General features: G+C 66.0%; 15 protein-coding genes. 10 read left to right on the forward strand and 5 right to left on the reverse strand.

What is annotated here, in order from left to right; all coding sequences use genetic code 11:
* Nucleotides 1-457: 457 nt before the first annotated feature.
* Together ypfH and RBT54_RS16775 are read right to left on the reverse strand one after the other, a co-directional pair.
* On the reverse strand, nt 458-1,078 hold the full coding sequence (gene ypfH, locus RBT54_RS16770; RefSeq protein WP_320368175.1) for an esterase: 621 nt from the start codon (nt 1,076-1,078) through the stop codon (nt 458-460).
* 9 nt (nt 1,079-1,087) lie between these two features.
* On the reverse strand, nt 1,088-1,570 hold the full coding sequence (locus tag RBT54_RS16775) for a DoxX family protein (protein ID WP_320368176.1): 483 nt from the start codon (nt 1,568-1,570) through the stop codon (nt 1,088-1,090).
* A gap of 140 nt (nt 1,571-1,710) precedes the next feature.
* Here RBT54_RS16775 and RBT54_RS16780 point away from each other — a divergent pair, with 140 nt between their 5' ends.
* Both RBT54_RS16780 and RBT54_RS16785 read left to right on the forward strand, forming a co-directional pair.
* A complete protein-coding gene (locus RBT54_RS16780) occupies nt 1,711-2,610 on the forward strand; it encodes a LysR family transcriptional regulator (RefSeq protein ID WP_320368177.1) in 900 nt (299 codons plus the stop codon).
* Between the two features lie 131 nt (nt 2,611-2,741).
* Nucleotides 2,742-3,674 carry a glutathione S-transferase family protein gene (locus RBT54_RS16785; protein WP_320368178.1) on the forward strand — a complete coding sequence of 311 codons (933 nt, stop codon included), beginning with the start codon at nt 2,742-2,744 and terminating at the stop codon, nt 3,672-3,674.
* Nucleotides 3,675-3,746: 72 nt separating this feature from the next.
* Here RBT54_RS16785 and RBT54_RS16790 read toward each other — a convergent pair whose 3' ends face one another.
* On the reverse strand, nt 3,747-4,019 hold the full coding sequence (locus tag RBT54_RS16790; protein ID WP_320368179.1) for a hypothetical protein: 273 nt from the start codon (nt 4,017-4,019) through the stop codon (nt 3,747-3,749).
* 136 nt (nt 4,020-4,155) lie between these two features.
* Between RBT54_RS16790 and RBT54_RS16795 the strand changes: the two genes are divergently transcribed.
* The 7 genes from RBT54_RS16795 to RBT54_RS16825 all read left to right on the forward strand — a co-directional run bounded on the left by RBT54_RS16795 (nt 4,156) and on the right by RBT54_RS16825 (nt 11,084).
* Nucleotides 4,156-4,965, forward strand: coding sequence for a DeoR/GlpR family DNA-binding transcription regulator (locus tag RBT54_RS16795; RefSeq protein ID WP_320368180.1), 810 nt, complete (start codon nt 4,156-4,158; stop codon nt 4,963-4,965).
* The gene (locus RBT54_RS16800; RefSeq protein WP_320368181.1) at nt 4,962-5,981 is read left to right on the forward strand and encodes an ABC transporter ATP-binding protein; all 1,020 of its coding nucleotides are present in this window, start codon (nt 4,962-4,964) and stop codon (nt 5,979-5,981) included. Before RBT54_RS16795 ends, RBT54_RS16800 begins: the two co-directional genes overlap by 4 nt.
* A 58-nt stretch (nt 5,982-6,039) precedes the next feature.
* Complete coding sequence (locus RBT54_RS16805; RefSeq protein ID WP_320368182.1) at nt 6,040-7,332, forward strand: ABC transporter substrate-binding protein; 1,293 nt, start codon at nt 6,040-6,042, stop codon at nt 7,330-7,332.
* Between the two features lie 28 nt (nt 7,333-7,360).
* Nucleotides 7,361-8,257, forward strand: coding sequence for a sugar ABC transporter permease (locus RBT54_RS16810; RefSeq protein ID WP_320368183.1), 897 nt, complete (start codon nt 7,361-7,363; stop codon nt 8,255-8,257).
* Nucleotides 8,254-9,138, forward strand: coding sequence for a carbohydrate ABC transporter permease (locus RBT54_RS16815; protein ID WP_320368184.1), 885 nt, complete (start codon nt 8,254-8,256; stop codon nt 9,136-9,138). The genes RBT54_RS16810 and RBT54_RS16815 overlap by 4 nt, the downstream gene beginning before the upstream one ends.
* 25 nt (nt 9,139-9,163) lie before the next feature.
* Nucleotides 9,164-10,009: an HAD family hydrolase gene (locus RBT54_RS16820; protein ID WP_320368185.1), complete on the forward strand. Its 846-nt coding sequence runs from the start codon at nt 9,164-9,166 to the stop codon at nt 10,007-10,009.
* Nucleotides 10,010-10,148: 139 nt separating this feature from the next.
* Nucleotides 10,149-11,084: a CHAD domain-containing protein gene (locus tag RBT54_RS16825; RefSeq protein ID WP_320368186.1), complete on the forward strand. Its 936-nt coding sequence runs from the start codon at nt 10,149-10,151 to the stop codon at nt 11,082-11,084.
* A 281-nt stretch (nt 11,085-11,365) separates the two neighbouring features.
* Here the strand turns inward: RBT54_RS16825 and RBT54_RS16830 are convergent, their stop codons facing one another.
* Entirely contained in the window at nt 11,366-11,992 is a 627-nt protein-coding gene (locus RBT54_RS16830) for a ParA family protein (RefSeq protein WP_320368187.1), read from the reverse strand.
* A 78-nt stretch (nt 11,993-12,070) separates the two neighbouring features.
* Here RBT54_RS16830 and RBT54_RS16835 point away from each other — a divergent pair, with 78 nt between their 5' ends.
* Nucleotides 12,071-12,601: a hypothetical protein gene (locus tag RBT54_RS16835; RefSeq protein ID WP_320368188.1), complete on the forward strand. Its 531-nt coding sequence runs from the start codon at nt 12,071-12,073 to the stop codon at nt 12,599-12,601.
* Here RBT54_RS16835 and RBT54_RS16840 read toward each other — a convergent pair.
* Nucleotides 12,576-15,443 carry an HD domain-containing phosphohydrolase gene (locus tag RBT54_RS16840; protein WP_320368189.1) on the reverse strand — a complete coding sequence of 956 codons (2,868 nt, stop codon included), beginning with the start codon at nt 15,441-15,443 and terminating at the stop codon, nt 12,576-12,578. The two genes, RBT54_RS16835 and RBT54_RS16840, sit on opposite strands and share 26 nt — an antisense overlap.
* Nucleotides 15,444-15,824 lie beyond the last annotated feature (381 nt).

A 15,824-nucleotide genomic window follows, 5' to 3' on the forward strand; every position in this document is an offset into this window, starting at 1 on the left:
GAAATCCGCCCGCTGCGCCCGAAAACGGGTGCTCGGGGCCGAAAAAGCCTCGAAAAACAGCGGTAGAAGCGGAAAAGGCGATCATCAGAGTCGGTGGAAACGGCTGGCTTGGGTGAACGTGCTCAGAGCATCAATTGATCAGGGATTCCCTAGCTGCCAAGCGGCACCGTAAATTGCGCCCCATGATCCTAAAAATGGTCATCCAGGGCAGCGCGGGAGTATGGCCCGCCACCTGCCGTTTCCTGCTCGGCAACGATAACCTCAAGCTCACTGACATTGTGACGGTGCGCTGACTCCTGCCCCTCCCGTTGATCCAGGTGAGCCGGATCCGGACTCAAATGGCGGTCGATCAAGAAAGACGTCCTCACCGGCAACATCGTCGTCCGCCCGCCGAATTGGGACGTCTTCACTGGCACGGTCCGCGTAACGGACAGGGGTCCATTACCAAGGGCCCCACTCAGACAACCAGGGCTTTCACGCGCGCGGCCACACGAGCATCCACGCCATGCCCCAGATTGGGGAATATCTCGACAGTGACACGCGCGCCGAGCGCCTGCATCGTCTCGGCAGCCCTCAGGCTGTAGCGCGGGTCGATCACCGTATCCTGATCGCCATGGAGCAGATGCACCTGCGTCGCCGGCGGCGCCACACGCGGGGGCGATGCAAAGCGGCCGGCGATCGAGATCACCCGCGCGGACAAGGTCTCGGGTAGTTGCGTGGACTCCAGCGCCATGATCGATCCCTGCGAGAAACCGATCAGCGTGGTGCCGGCGGCGTCCACTCCCGCCCTCGCCTGCCAGTCGCGAACGCTGCGCACGAACAGCGGCATGGCCTCGGCGATGCGCGCCGGGCGGCTGCCCTCGGTCACGCCCCGCACCGAGAACCATTGCCAGCCGCTGCCCAGGTCGCAGGGCTCGGGCGAGCGCACGCTCACCACCCAGGCGGCGGGGTCCGCGTCGGCGAGGATGCGGCCGAGCGGCACGAGATCCTCCGGGCGCGAACCCACGCCATGGAATAGCAGGATCAGGCGTGGGGCAGGAACGGGCGCTGGTTGAACGATGACGTCGTGGTCGGACATGACCGGGCCTCAGATGGGCAACAGGGTTTTCGCGCCAGCCGCCTGACTGGACGCGCCTTGGCTCAGTACCGCATCGATCGACGCCCGTCCGGCGCCGCTCAGCAGCAGCGACACCGACACCGCCAGCAGGGCGAGGCCGAATTCGTAGCCATTCTTGCTCATGAACAGGCCGTTGCCGATATGCACGCTGAAGATGGCCACCAGCATCGCGATCGCGAGCACCGCCGCTGCCGGGCGCACCAACAGGCCGATGATCAGTGCCAGGCCGCCGAAGAACTCCGCGCTACCGGCGAGCAGCGCCATCAGATATCCGGGCGCCAGGCCGATCGAGGCCATCCACTGGCCGGTGCCTTCGAGGCCGTAACCGCCGAACCAGCCGAAAAGTTTCTGCGCGCCGTGGGCAGCGAAGATGATGCCGACCGGGATGCGCAGGGCAAGCGCGGCCCAGCCGGCGTTGGTGGACAGCAGGCGCTTGATCAGGGGATGGGTCATGGTGTTTCTCCGTCGGGTTGTTATCGGTCTGTGGGTTCAGCGTCTTGTGACGTTGCGCTGCCCATGGACGGCACTTTACGGGGCACCCATATTGAGATAAACGAGTATCCCAAGAAGAAACTGTTCCACTGAAAGAGACAATGGACCGCTTTGTCGAAATGCAGACCTTCTGCGCGGTGGTCGATGCCGGCAGCTTCGTGGGCGCGGCCGAGGCGCTCGGCTTGTCGAAGGCGGCCACCTCGCGCTATGTGGGCGAGCTGGAAACGCGACTCGGCGTACGCCTGCTGCACCGCACGACCCGACGCCTGTCATTGACCGAGGATGGCGAACGCTTCTACGCCCGCAGCCGGGAGTTGCTCGCCGGGCTCGAGGAAGCCGAAGCCGAGCTGCATTCGCGCAGCGGTGCGGCACGCGGGCTGTTGCGCATCAACGCCCCGGTCACCTTCGGCATTCGCCATCTGGCGCCACTTTGGGGCGCGTTCCGCGACCTGCATTCGCAGGTGCAGCTCGAGATCACGCTATCGGACCGCACCGTCGATCTGGTCGAGGAAGGCTTCGATGTGGCGATCCGGATCGCCGCGCTCCCCAGCTCCACCCTCGTCTGCCGGCAGCTTGCCCGCACCCGCATCGTGCTGTGCGCCGCACCCGGTTATCTGGCGGCCCATGGCACGCCCCGGGTGCCGGCGGACCTCGCCAGCCACACGGTCATCGCCTACAGCTACCGGTCGGGGGGCGACGAGTGGCAGTTCGACGGGCCGGACGGGCGCGTGAGCGTGCGCACTCGGCCGTCTGCGCACACCAACAGCGGCGACACCTGCCGCGCAATGGCGCTCGCCGACCAAGGGGTGATCCTGCAGCCCGGCTTCCTCGTCGCCGATGACCTGGCCTCCGGCACGCTGGTGGAGCTGATGCCCGCGTATCGATCCGTCACGCTCGGCATCTATGCGCTGTATCCCACGCGCAAATTCGTCCCGCCGAAGGTGCGCGCGCTGGTCGACTTCCTCGCCGAACGCTTCGCCGCGCCGCCGCCGGGCTGGTGAGGCCACGCACGCGATCGGTTTCGTTGCGGGCGGCGGAACAGTCCATCCCCGAGAGCGGGCTTTATCTGGGTCGCCGGTAGCAATACCTTGTCGTCCACGCAAAGGCCAATCGAAAAGAGGAGCAGCGACGCATGCTGATCAACGGGCAGTGGGTGGAAAAGTGGCAACCGGTGCAGGCGAGCGACGACGAGGGTCGATTCCTTCGCCAGGACTCTGGCTTCCGGCATCGCATCGGCGCAGACAGCCCCGAAGGCTTCGGCCCTGAGGCCGGGCGCTACGTGCTGTACGTGGCCTACATCTGCCCGTGGGCCTGCCGCACCCTGATCGCGCTGCGCCTCAAGGGGCTGGCGCATGCGATCGACGTCCGCGTGGTCGATCCGCGTCTCACCGACCAGGGCTGGGCCTTCAGCGGCGAACTGGGCACCGACCTCGACGACCTCAATGGCGCGCGCCACATGCACGCGCTGTACACCCGCGCCGACCCGACCTACACCGGACGCGCAACCGTGCCCGTGCTGTGGGACCGGTCGCGCAGCACCATCGTCAATAACGAGTCGGCCGACATCCTGCAGATCCTGAATGGCGATTTCGGCGCCTTGGCGCACAGCGACATCGACTTGCGCCCAGCCGCGCTGGTCGACGCGATCGAGACCACAAACACGCGGCTCTACGCAGACTTCAATAACGGCGTGTATCAGGCCGGGTTCGCCACCTCCCAGGCGGCCTACGACGAGGCGGTGCGGCGGGTATTCGACTGCCTGGCATGGATGGACGCCCAACTCGAGAACGCCCAGTGGCTGGTGGGCGAACGCCTCACCGAAACCGACATCCGCGCCTTCGTGACGCTGGTCCGGTTCGACCTGGCGTACTACGGGCTCTTCAAGTGCAACCTGCGCCCGCTCTCTGCCTACCCGAACGTGATGGCCTATCTGCGCCGCCTGCTGGCGATGCCGGCATTCGCCAGCAGCGTCCGTGCCGACCACATCAAGGCCGGGTATTACTCGATCCGGGCGCTGAACCCGACGGGCATCGTGCCGGCGGGGCCACTGCTCGACTATCTCTGACGCAGGGGCGCCAAGCCCGCCCAGCGCCGCTCAACGGCACGGTCCGGCGCCGGCGTCGCTGGATGGAACGGATCAACCCGCAGTGGCCCCAACCGACGGCTCGATGCGGAAGCGCGACACGATGTGCGCCAGATCCCCCGAGATCTCGCGAATCCGGTCGGCCGCCACCTTGGTATGCCCGGCGGCCTGGTGAGCACGGTCCAGCAGGACATCGATCGTGCCGACCTGCTCGACGATCTCCGCACCCACCCCCTGACCGATCTGCACCAGACGAATGATCTCGCCCACCACATCGATCACCTTCTGTGCCGACTGCTCGACCGATTCGATCGCCTCTGCGGACAACGAGCTGCGTTTCGTTGACCAGCCGCTGACCTACGTATGGGCGCCCCGGTTTCACGCAGCGATCACATTCATGCAAACGAACGGCAATGCATCGTCGTCATCATTCGAATGAACACCCTGTCCATTCGAATCAACGATGACGCTGTCTACGCTTGCCCCTCGCGAACGCCAGATACTTGAGCAAGTCTTGCGCATCGGCTTCGCCGGCATCGACGACCTGGCGCAGCGCTTCGACGTCACCCCACAGACGATCCGGCGTTGCGTAAACCGCCTGTGCGAGCAAGGCCTGCTGCGGCGCGTACATGGCGGCGTCGACTCGCCCAGCCACGGCAACCTTCCCTACCCTCGCCGCCAGATCCTGAACCTCGACGCCAAACGCCGCATCGCCAATGCGGTGGCGGCCTTCATCCCCGATGGGGCGAGCGTATCGATCGGCATCGGCACCACGCCGGCCCAGGTTGCAGTGGCACTGCGCGCCCACTCCCGCCTGCGCGTGATCACCAACAGCCTCAACGTCGCCACCGCACTCGGCGGCAGCCCCGGCATCGAGTTGACGATCGCCGGCGGCCCGCTGCGCCCGAGCGACCTCGACGTCGTCGGCAGCGGCGCGGTGAGCTGCTTCTCGGCCTTCAAGACCGACTTCGCGGTTTTTGGCGTGGGCGGCATTGACCGCGACGGCACGCTGCTTGACTTCGATGTCGCCGAGGTCGCCACCCGCCTCGCAATGGCAGACCACTGCCGAACGAGTCTGCTGGTAGCGGATATCAGCAAATTCGGTCGCCCAGCGATTGCCCGGGGCGGCCGACTCGGTGACGCCGACCACCTTTTCATCGAGGGACCGATCCCGGCCGACTACCTCGGCGGGCTTCAGGCCGGCCATCCCTGTGTGCACGTCGCGGAAAGTGTCGAGACAGCCACCCGCCAACCTGGAGAAGCCTGCTCATGAGCGATGTTCATCTGAACGCGGTCGTCAAAAACTGGGGCACGACGCGCGCTGTTGATCACGTGAGCCTGCACGTAGATGCAGGAAAACTCGTTGCCCTGCTCGGGCCTTCGGGTTGCGGCAAGTCCACGACGCTGCGCCTGATCGCAGGCCTCGAAGCAGCGGACGAAGGCGAGATCCACATCGACGGACGCGATGTCACCCGCCTGCCCCCTGCCCAGCGCGGCGTTGCCATGGTCTTCCAGTCCTACGCGCTGTTCCCGCACCTCACGGTCGCAGAAAACATCGTGTTCGGCCTGCAGGTCCGGCGCGTACCGGCGGCTGAGCGCAAACGCCGGCTCGATGCTACTGCCGAGCTACTTGAACTGGGCGCCCTGCTCGACCGTCGTCCGTCCCAGCTCTCAGGCGGCCAGCGACAGCGTGTCGCGCTCGGGCGCGCGATCGTGGCCGAGGCGGCCGTATGCCTCATGGACGAGCCGCTGTCCAACCTCGACGCCCAGCTCCGCCAGCAGATGCGGCAGGAAATCCGCGCGCTGCAGCAGCGCCTTGGGATGACCCTCATCTACGTCACCCACGATCAGACCGAAGCCATGACCATGGCCGACAAGGTGGTGCTGATGCGCGCCGGCCGCATCGAGCAGCACGGCAGCCCGGCCGAACTCTACGAGCATCCAGCGAGCACCTTCGTCGCCGGCTTCATCGGCAGCCCTGCGATGAATCTGCTGCCGGGCTGGGCCACCCGCACCGGCGACCGCGACGACGCGGTGCTGATCGGTATCCGCCCCGAGCGCATCGCCCTGTGCGAGCCCGGTCGCGGACTGTCGGCGAAGGTGGAGACCATCGAATACCTCGGTGCCGAATCCATGCTGATCTGCCGCCACGACGAGACACACCGCGTCACCGTGCGCATGCCCGGCCGCGTCGCCGCCGGCATCGGCGAGCACGTCGGCCTCGTCTGGCCGGCCGATGCCGAACAGCGCTTCATCCGCGAACACGGGCGCCGCGTAGCAAGAGACTGATCACGCGCGCCTCTAACACGACTTCCTCTACCGTTCCACCCACCAGGAGCTTCCCCGCATGAGAAAGCTGTTCTCCGGATTCAATCAGATCGCTGCCGGCCTCGGCATCGCCCTCAGTGTTGCAGCAACACCGGCCATGGCCGCTGATCTCACCTTCTTCTATCCGGTCGCTGTGGGTGGGCCGGTGACAAAGCTCGTCGATGACATGGCTGCCGCGTTCGAAAAAGAACACCCCGGCATCCGCGTCAAGCCGGTGTATTCCGGCAGCTACCAAGACACCATCACCAAGGTGCTGACCGCCAACAAGGGCGGCGATGCACCCCACGTATCGGTGCTGCTGTCGACCGACATGTACACCCTGATCGACGAGGACGCCATCGTGCCCTTCGATGAACTCGCCCGCAGCGAAGAAGACCGCGCCTGGATGCAGGGTTTCTTTCCCGGCTTCATGAAGAACAGCCAGACCGGCGGCAAGACCTGGGGCATCCCCTTCCAGCGCTCAACCGTGGTGATGTACTGGAACAAAGACCTGTTCAAGCAGGCCGGCCTTGATCCCGAACGTCCGCCACAGAACTGGCAGGAACTCATCGAGTACGGCCAGAAGCTGACCCAGCGCGACGCCAGCGGCAATGTGACGACCTGGGGCATGCAGGTGCCCTCCTCTGGGTTCCCGTACTGGCTATTCCAGACGTTTACCACGCAGGCCGGGGTCGAGCTGATGAACGCCGCTGGCACCGAAACCTACTTCGACAAGCCCAAGGTGATCGAGGCCCTTCAGTTCTGGGTGGACCTGTCGCGCAAGCACGGTGTGCATCCGCAAGGCGTAGTCGAATGGGGCACGACGCCGAAGGACTTCTTCGAGCGCAAGGCGGCCATCATCTACACCACAACCGGCAACCTCACCAACATCCGCAACAATGCCGCGTTCGACTTCGGCGTCGCGATGCTGCCTGCCGGCACGCAGCGCGGCACGCCCACCGGCGGCGGCAACTTCCACATCTTCAAGCGCGCCACGGCCGAGGAGCGCGAGGCGGCGATGAAGTTCGTCAAGTGGATGACCGCGCCGCAGCGCGCCGCCGAATGGGCGATCTCCACCGGCTACGTGGCGGTATCGCCGGCGGCGTGGGAAACCGACACGATGAAGAAGTACGTGGCCGACTTCCCCGCACCCACGGTCGCGCGCGACCAGTTGCAGTTCGCGGTGGCGGAGCTGTCGACCCACGAGAACCAGCGTGTAACCAAGGCGCTCAACGACGGCCTGCAAGCGGCGCTGACCGGCACCAAGACGCCGGCCCAGGCCATGCAGGACGCACAGCGCGAAGCCGAGCGCATCCTGCGCGCCTACCGCTGACGCGCACCCGCCTGCGAAACCTTCAAGCATGACTGCACACCCCCCCGGCAACGGCGGCCGCCTCGCCGCGATACACGGCTGGCTGCTGCTGTTGCCGGCGGCGGTGCTGCTCGCCGCCTTCACCCACTACCCGGCCGTCGCCACCTTCTGGCACAGCCTGTTCACCACCCCGCGCGGCAACCGCCCGGCGCGCTTCATCGGTGCCGACCACTACCGCGACATGCTGGCTGACCCGATCTTCTGGACCGCGCTGCAGAACAACCTGGTGTTCGCCGCCGGCACCATCCTGCCCTCGATCGCGCTCGCCATGGTGATGGCGCTGTGGGTCAATTCCCGCATTTCCGGCCGCAGCCTGCTGCGCCTGGCCTATTTCACGCCCACGGTGCTGCCGATGATCGCCGTGGCCAACATCTGGCTGTTCTTCTACACCCCAGACTACGGCCTGTTCGACCAGCTGCGCGGCCTCTTCGGCCTGCCGGCGGTCAACTGGCTCGGTAGCGGCGACACCGCGCTCGGCGCGGTGATCGTGGTCACGGTGTGGAAGGAGGCCGGCTTCTTCATGATCTTCTATCTCGCCGCACTGCAGCAGATTCCGCCCGAACTGGGCGAGGCCGCCGAGCTCGAGGGCGCGAGCCGCTGGCAACGCTTCTGGCGCGTGACCTTTCCGCTGCTGATGCCAACCACACTGTTCGTACTGATCAACGCCACCATCAACGCCTTCCGCCTCGTCGACCACCTCTTCGTGATGACGCGTGGCGGCCCGGATAACGCCACCTCGCTGCTGCTCTATTACATCTACGAGGTCGGCTTCAAGTTCTGGGACCAGGGCTATGCGGCCGCGCTGACCATGGTGCTGCTCGCCCTGCTCGCAACCGTGGCGCTGCTAAAATTCTTCTGGCTGGAACGCAAGGTGCATTATCAATGAGCGAGACCGCCGAACTCAGCCGCGCGCTCGTGCGGCCCATCGCTTCACCGGCCCAGTCGAGCGTGCTTGCCGATGGCCGTATCGACCGCATCCTGAACACACTCGGTGCCTGGACGCTCGGCATCCTGTGGCTGGCTCCCTTGCTGTACGCAGTGTGGACCGCCTTCCATCCCAGCGCCTACTCGACGCGTTTCGAGCTGTTCGCGCCGCTGACGCTGGAGAACTTCCGCGCCGCCTGGGCGGCTGCACCCTTCCCTCGCTACTTCCTCAACACCAGCATCCTGGTCGCCACCATCCTCGCCGGACAACTCGTGCTGGGCACGCTGGCCGCCTATGCCTTTGCGCGCTTCAGCTTCCCCGGGCGCGACATCGCCTTCGCCTTGGTGCTGATCCAGCTCATGATCATGCCCGACGTGCTGGTGGTGGAAAACTACCGCAGCATCCACGCGCTCGGCCTGGTCGACACGATCCCGGCGATGGCGCTGCCCTACATGGCTTCGGCCTTCGGCATCTTCCTGCTGCGCCAGACCTTCAAGACGATCCCACGCGAACTGGAGGAAGCCGCCCGCATCGAGGGTTGCGGCACGCTCGGCATTCTGTGGCGGGTGTATGTGCCGCTGGCCAAACCCACCTACCTCGCCTATGCGCTGGTATCGGTGAGCCATCACTGGAACAACTTCCTGTGGCCACTCATCGTCACCAACACCGTCGAGACCCGCCCGCTCACCGTCGGCCTGGCCGTCTTCGCCGGGACCGACCAGGGCATCGACTGGGCGATCATCACCGCTGCCACACTGCTGGCCTCCGGGCCGCTGCTGATCGCCTTCCTGCTATTTCAGCGCCAGTTCGTGCAGAGCTTCCTGCGGGCAGGCATCCGCTGACTCGCCTAATCGAAACAACCCATTCATGCCCAGCTCCGAACCCCCTTCCCCCTCGATCGCACTCTTCGACCTCGACCACACCCTGCTCGCCGGTGACTCCAACGCGCTCTGGCTGGGCTTTCTCGCCGAGCGCGGCCTGATCGACGGGGCCGCGATCATGGAGCGCCAGGCGCGCTACCTGACCGACTACACGGCGGGACGGCTGGACATCCTGGCCTACCTCGAATTCCAGCTCGAGCCGCTCGCCGGTCGCACACTGGAATCACTCAATCCACTGCTTGAGACGTTTAGCGCCACTCAGCTCGCGCCGCGCATCGCACCCGGCGCCGCGTCCCTGATCGCACACCACCGTGCGCAAGGGCACCGCTGCGCCATCGTCTCGGCCACCCATCGCTTCCTCGCCGGACCAAGCGCAAACATGTTGGGGATCGATACCCTGCTCTGCACCGAAGCCGAAGTGATCGATGGCCGATTCACAGGCCGCATCAGCGGCGAACCCTGCTTTCGCGAGCGCAAGATCGGACACGTGCTCAACTGGCTGGCCACGCTCGGCGCCACCCCCACTGAGGTACTGCCACATACCTGGTTCTATTCCGACTCTGCCAACGACCTGCCGCTGCTCGAGGCAGTCGGCTATCCAGTGGCGGTGGATGCCGATGCCCGTCTGTATGCCGTTACGGATGAGCGTGGCTGGCAACGTATATCGCTGAGGCATCCGGCTGCCTTCACCGCCCGCCCCACTGCAACCTTCACAGGCAGGGGAACAACGAGTCGGCCATCACTTTGCACAACGGCTGTCAATGACCAAGGCGACAATCGAGGCAACGGCAGCATCTTGCGCAGCGCGCCGAACGGAAAGACAGCCTCGTGATAGCCAACACTGATGGCGACACGCTGTGCGTGCTTAACGAGGAGTTCCGCATGGCGCGGTTTGGTAAGCCTGATTTGTGAGGTACATTCGCAGCGCAAGAAGCCTTGGTGACGTAGACGACCTGGTCGAGGACGGGAACATGAACAGCACCGCAACGTCCGACCCGCAACCGCTCCGAGCGGAAGCCTCACCCGTTCACGGCGGGCAGACGGTCGAGGAAGCCTTCATCGCACTGGCCCAATCGTGTGTCCGCCAGTGGCAAGGCAATGTCGCCGGCGCGGCGCACGCCGAGGCGGACCAGGCGGCGGAGTTCATTCATCAGATCCGCGTTGCGCTGAGGCGGCTGCGGTCTGCACTGAAGGTGTTTGCGCCCGCGCTACCGAATGCGTTCACCGAGACATGGCCGCAGCGCCTGCGCGACGACGCCGACCGTTTCGGGCCGGCCAGGGATCTCGACGTGCTCCGCACCGAACTGCTCGATAGCATTGCACCCGAATGGCTGATCGGCACGGTCACGTTTCGCGACCTCATCGATGTCGTCGATGCCGAACGACACGCCGCCCACGAAGCAGCAAAACGTGCGCTGGATCCCGACGAGCAGGCACGCATCATCCTCGCGTTCAGTACCGACCTGCTCCAACTTCAAGGAAGCGGTCCCGACCCGGGCCTCGAGCTGGCCGAGTTTGCACGGGAGCGGCTGATCCGCGCGCGGCGACGCGCGCGCGAGCGTTTCAATGCGGCGTCGAGTCTCGAACCTGCACAACTGCACCCGCTGCGAATCGGCCTGAAGGAACTGCGCTACGCGGTCGAGTTCTTCGCGCCCCTGTTTGGCCGCAAGACGGTGCGGGCCTATCTTGACCAGCTCACGCAGGCGCAGACCGTGCTCGGCTACCTGCAGGACATGGAGGTGGCGCGCGGCTGGCTCCAGATCTGGATGCGCGACACGCCCTCCCTGTCGCTGGCCGCCGGCTTCGTGCTCGGTTGGCATGGCCCGCGATATGCGAGCCTCCGAAGTCAGGTGCTGGAGAACACAAGACCCGTGCTGTGGGGCAGCCCGCCGTGGAAACACCACTGAGAGGCGAAGCGGCACTGCGAGATGCCCCGAGCCAGGCGATCCTGCACCGGCCTGCTGCAGCACGCCGCCAGCGCCAGGCCGGCGACGATGTCATGGCGCAGCCAGGCGGCCTCGAAGCTGCGCAGGGTTTGCAGGCCCGGCATTCAGCGTAGGCAGGCGGCCGGTCGGAGGTTCGGCCGCGACCGGCGACGCGGCCGCCTCGAGCAATGTAGGGAAGACTCATGAGCGTGGCGCCGAGCGTGTCGCGCCTGCAGCGCGTCGACACCCGTTTGCTGGCTGACTCAGCGCCGCCTGACCAGCCAGTCGAGCAGCGGCTTCCAATGAAGCTGATCGGCGGGGTCAATACGATTGCCATCGAAGAGCGTCACCCCGGTTTCGACCGCCTGAACGTAACGCTGCGACTGCCGTATGCAGGTGACCAGGGGCAGGTCGAATTGCTGCAGGTACTCCACGAGCTGCCGGGAGGCGTGCGTGCGCGGATCGACCCGCATGCCGACGATGCCGATGTCGACCCTGTCCTTGCGCACCGCCTTGGTTTCCGAGAGTTCCTCGAAGAAATCGCGGCTCGCAAGCATGTCGAAGCGCGACGGCGACACGGGCACCACGATCTTGTTCATCTTGTTCAAGGCCAGCTTCAAGCGCTTGCCATGCAGACCCGCCGGCGTATCGAGGATCGCAACCGTGCAGTCCTTGGGCGGCGCTTCGAGCTCGTCGTTTGAAATCTCCCAGTGCCGGATGGGCGCCAGGTGACGCGATCGCCCCGCCAGCCAGTGGCCGGTCGACTGCTGCCGATCGAGGTCGCCGAGATAGACAATCTCGTCATTCCTCGCGAACCAGCTCGCCAGGTGTACGGCCAGCGTCGACTTGCCACTGCCCCCTTTGGGGTTAGCCACCATGATTCTGCGCATTTCGATTGCTCTCGGCACGCTAACGTTATAAATTGTTTATACAGTTTATTACTTTTCACATCTGCTCGGGAGAGCGACATGAACGAAGAAATCCAGGCAATGCCCAAGGCGGATGAAGCCCCCGTCACGGCGGCCCCCGCCCCCGCGCAAGCGGCGGCATCCCCCGCAACTGAAGCGCCGGTCCTGGCCGCGCCGAAGGGGCCGAAGAAGCCTGCTGCGAAGGCAAAGCCGCAAAAAGCCCCTGCTGCCACGGCGGGTGCCGAGGTGGCTACCGAAAAGCCGGCACAAGCCAAAAAAGCAGCCGCAAAGCCCGTCAAAGAGGTCGCAACGGTCAAAGCCCCCGCCCCTGCAGAACCGCCCAAGGCCGCCAAGGCAAAGAAGCACGCGCCTGCCAAGCCCAAGCTCGTTCGTGACAGTTTCACCCTGCCCGAGGCCGACTACGCCCTCTTTGCCAGCTTGAAACAGCGTGCCCTCAGCGGCGGTGCCGAAGTCAAGAAGAGCGAACTGCTGCGGGCCGCACTGGCCATGCTGGCGCGCGCCGATGACGCGGAATTCCTCAAGGCGGTCGGTCTGGTCGAACGCATCAAGACCGGGCGACCGAAGAAGTAAGCCGGCCTGACTGCCAGCCCTCGCTCGCGTTGCGGGCGAGGGCCTCAATCGGGCTTTGATGCGGCTTGGACTGCTGCATCGCCCACGCCTCAATGGCGGCTTCGCCTCCCAGGGCCGCATCTTCCCGCCACGCGCCACACGTAACGAACAGGTCGAACAGATCGGCGTCGATTACCTGCCGGGCGCACAGCGTGCGCATGATGGCGATGGCCTCGCTCGCGCTGTGGGCGGTCTTGTAAGGACGGTCTTGTGCCGTCAGCGCCTCGAAGATGTCCGCGATTGCGATGATGCGCGCATCGACACTCAGGGCCGCTGCGCCCAGGCCGCGCGGATACCCTTTGCCATCCATCGTCTCGTGGTGCCCGCCCGCGATCTCCGTGACGCCGGCGAGGTCGGGCGGAAACGGTAGGCGCTCAAGCATCAGGATGGTCTCGACGATGTGCTCGTTGATCTTGAAACGCTCCTCGGCCGTCAAGGTTCCGCGCGCCACGGTGAGGTTGTGAAGCTCGCCGCGATCGTAGAGCGCCTCGGGTGCCCGCATGGCAAACCCCCACGGGTTCCCGGGCAGAAAGCGGGAGTTATCGTGGCGCGCGATGATGTGCTCCGGGCGGTCCGCGAGCAGCGCCTCCACGGCCGGCAGCGGCCGCTCGGGCAGGCCGTTGCGGCGCTCCAGTTCGGCGTTGGAAAGTCCCAGGCGGTCATCCAGGGTCCGCGTCCATCGTCGCTGGGCGATCTGATGGAGGCGTTCGACATCCGCCGCCGTCAGCGTTTCGCCACCGCCGTTGCAGCGGGCGACGAACGCGAACTCCTCGTCGAGCGCCTGCCAGGTGGCGTCGCGGCGCCGGCGCAGCGCCACCTCGTCCAGCCCCTCGGCCAGGCCTTTCCAGTACGCGAGCTCGGCGTCGCGCTTGAGCACCTCGAAACGGGTGCGGATCTCGTGGATGCGGTTGTGCAGGGTCTCGAGCTTGGTCGCCTTGTCGATCACGTAGTCCGGGGTCGTGAGCTTGCCGCAGTCGTGCATCCACGCCGCCATCTGCAGCGCCTCCCAGCCCGAGGCGTCGAGCCGGTAAGCGGCCAGGGGGCCCGTGTCCATCCCATGGGCCGCGCGCGCCAGGCGAGTCGCGATCTGCGGCACGCGCCGGCAATGACCCCCGGTGTAGGGCGACTTGGCGTCGATCGCCTCGGCGATGAGGCGCATCACGCCATGCAGCAGATCCTTGCGACCGTCTAGCAGACGCTGATTCTCCAGCGCGATCGCGGCCGAACCGGCGAGCGCCGACAGGAAGCCGACCACCTCGCTGCTTTGCAGACTGCTGGCCGCTGCCGCGCGGTCGGCGAGCACCAGGGTACCGAGTCGCTGCCCCGCGTCGATCTGCAGAGGAATGAGTAACACGTGCCACGCGGCGCCCGCCGCTGCCGGAACCTGCACGCTGTGCGGTCCGTCGCCCGAGGCCTCGGGATTCGGAAGACGGGCTGGGTCGAAGTCGTCCGGGAAGGAATCGGCATCCTCCCCCGTGTCGATCCAGCCGGCTTCATCTCGATGCGAGGCAAAGACATATACCGCGCACCACGGCACGTTGGCCACCGCCAGTGCGCCGGCGCGCACCTCCAGCAAGAGGCTGCGCACGTCCCGGGCCGTCCCGAGGTCGCGACCCAGCTCGATGAAGCGCGCAATCGTAGCCTGCATCATCGCGATCGCACCCGCGAGGCGGTCGACCTCGAGGATGATCGAGTGGGTCTGCGCCTCGGGCTGGAACTGCAGCGAAGAGACCGCGTGCGCCACCCCCGAGAGTCGGTGCAAGGGCTTCGTCAGCAGGCGCGACAGGCCCCATGCGAGCGGAAAGCTGAGCAGCACGGCGGCGATCGTGAACAGGATCGAGCGCTCGCGCTGGCGGAAGGCCTCGGCAAAGATCTCGTCACCCGGGGCGGCCACTGCAAGGGTCCACCCGTCGTCGCCGAGCCCTGCGAGCGACGCAAGGGATACGTGCCAGGCCCGACCGGACGCATCGTCGAGCACGCGTGTCGAAGCCCCATCGCTTGGCCGGGTGTCCAGGGCCTGCGTGATCACGGTGTCTCCAGCCAAGGATCCCGCACCGACCGCCGAGGCCTGGCCGGCGATGACGCTGCGGTCGCGCGCAAGAAGGCGCACGAGCGTCGAGGGCGCGGTCGATTGCCGGGCCATCGCCGCCGACAGCGCGGCGAAATTGACATTGATGGCGAGCACGGCCGCGCCGTTGCGTTGGGCGAAGGTGAGCCCGCGCGCGCCCGAGTGCCGAAAGGCGTAAGGGGCCGACACGACCAGTGCGTTGCTCGCCGCCGCGCGGCGGTACCAGTCCGTGAGGCGCGGCTCGAACTGCGCCGCCGGCGCGGGTGAGGTGCCGAGGAAGCGCAGGTCGCGATCGAAGTGGTACTGGAGCGGCACCTGCTGGTCCTCGGCGGCAGCGGCGTCGAGCACCGTCCATACGGCGTCGCCCGCCTCTGCTTTGTTCGCATCGGCACGGGTCAGAAGGAAGAAGGTGCCGTCGCCGTATCCCACCATGACCGAATCGATCAGCGGATCCGCCGCCATGAGCCCGGTCACTTCAGGGAGGAACTGGAAGCGCTCGGCAAAGCCGGCCGCATCCGCGAGCGGGGAAGTCGAGAGCAGGATGAAGGCACGCCGAACCGCACGTTCGGCGTCGTCCAGTGCGGCGCGGACGTCGTCGGCCAGGGTCCGGAACAGGCGTTGATTCGCCGCTTCGAGCAACGAACTCGTCTCGCGGAAGTGATGGAAGGAAATCGTTGCGCCGACGCCGAGGATCAGGAGCGAGAACAGCACCGCGACCGGAATGTGCAGGGGCAAGCGCATTCGGGCCGAGCTTATCGGGCTCCGACCATTGTGTTCCGCTGCTGCTGCATTCGGTCTCATCGTGGCGCTGCTCGTCGTGATCACGGAGCACGGCGGATGGCCATGCCGTCATCCGGACTCTGACAGAGGCGGATGACGAGCCGATGATGCTTGCCACCGGGGATCGCTGGGGCGCGTCGGTACGCGGAGCGCAGGTGCGAAGACCCCATCACCGTACTCGATCGCGTTGCGGACACGGCTCGGTTCGACCAATGCTCTCAACTTAACGCTCCCTTATAGGACATATGCAAATGTGGCTTGCTTCGGGGCGGTCGTGGGTAGCTTCTGCCTGGCTGGATGCGGCATCGACTGCGGCCCATGGCGGCCAGGGTATCG

This window comes from Thauera sp., assembly GCF_034003485.1.
In the GTDB taxonomy this organism is placed as follows: Bacteria; Pseudomonadota; Gammaproteobacteria; order Burkholderiales; family Rhodocyclaceae; genus Thauera.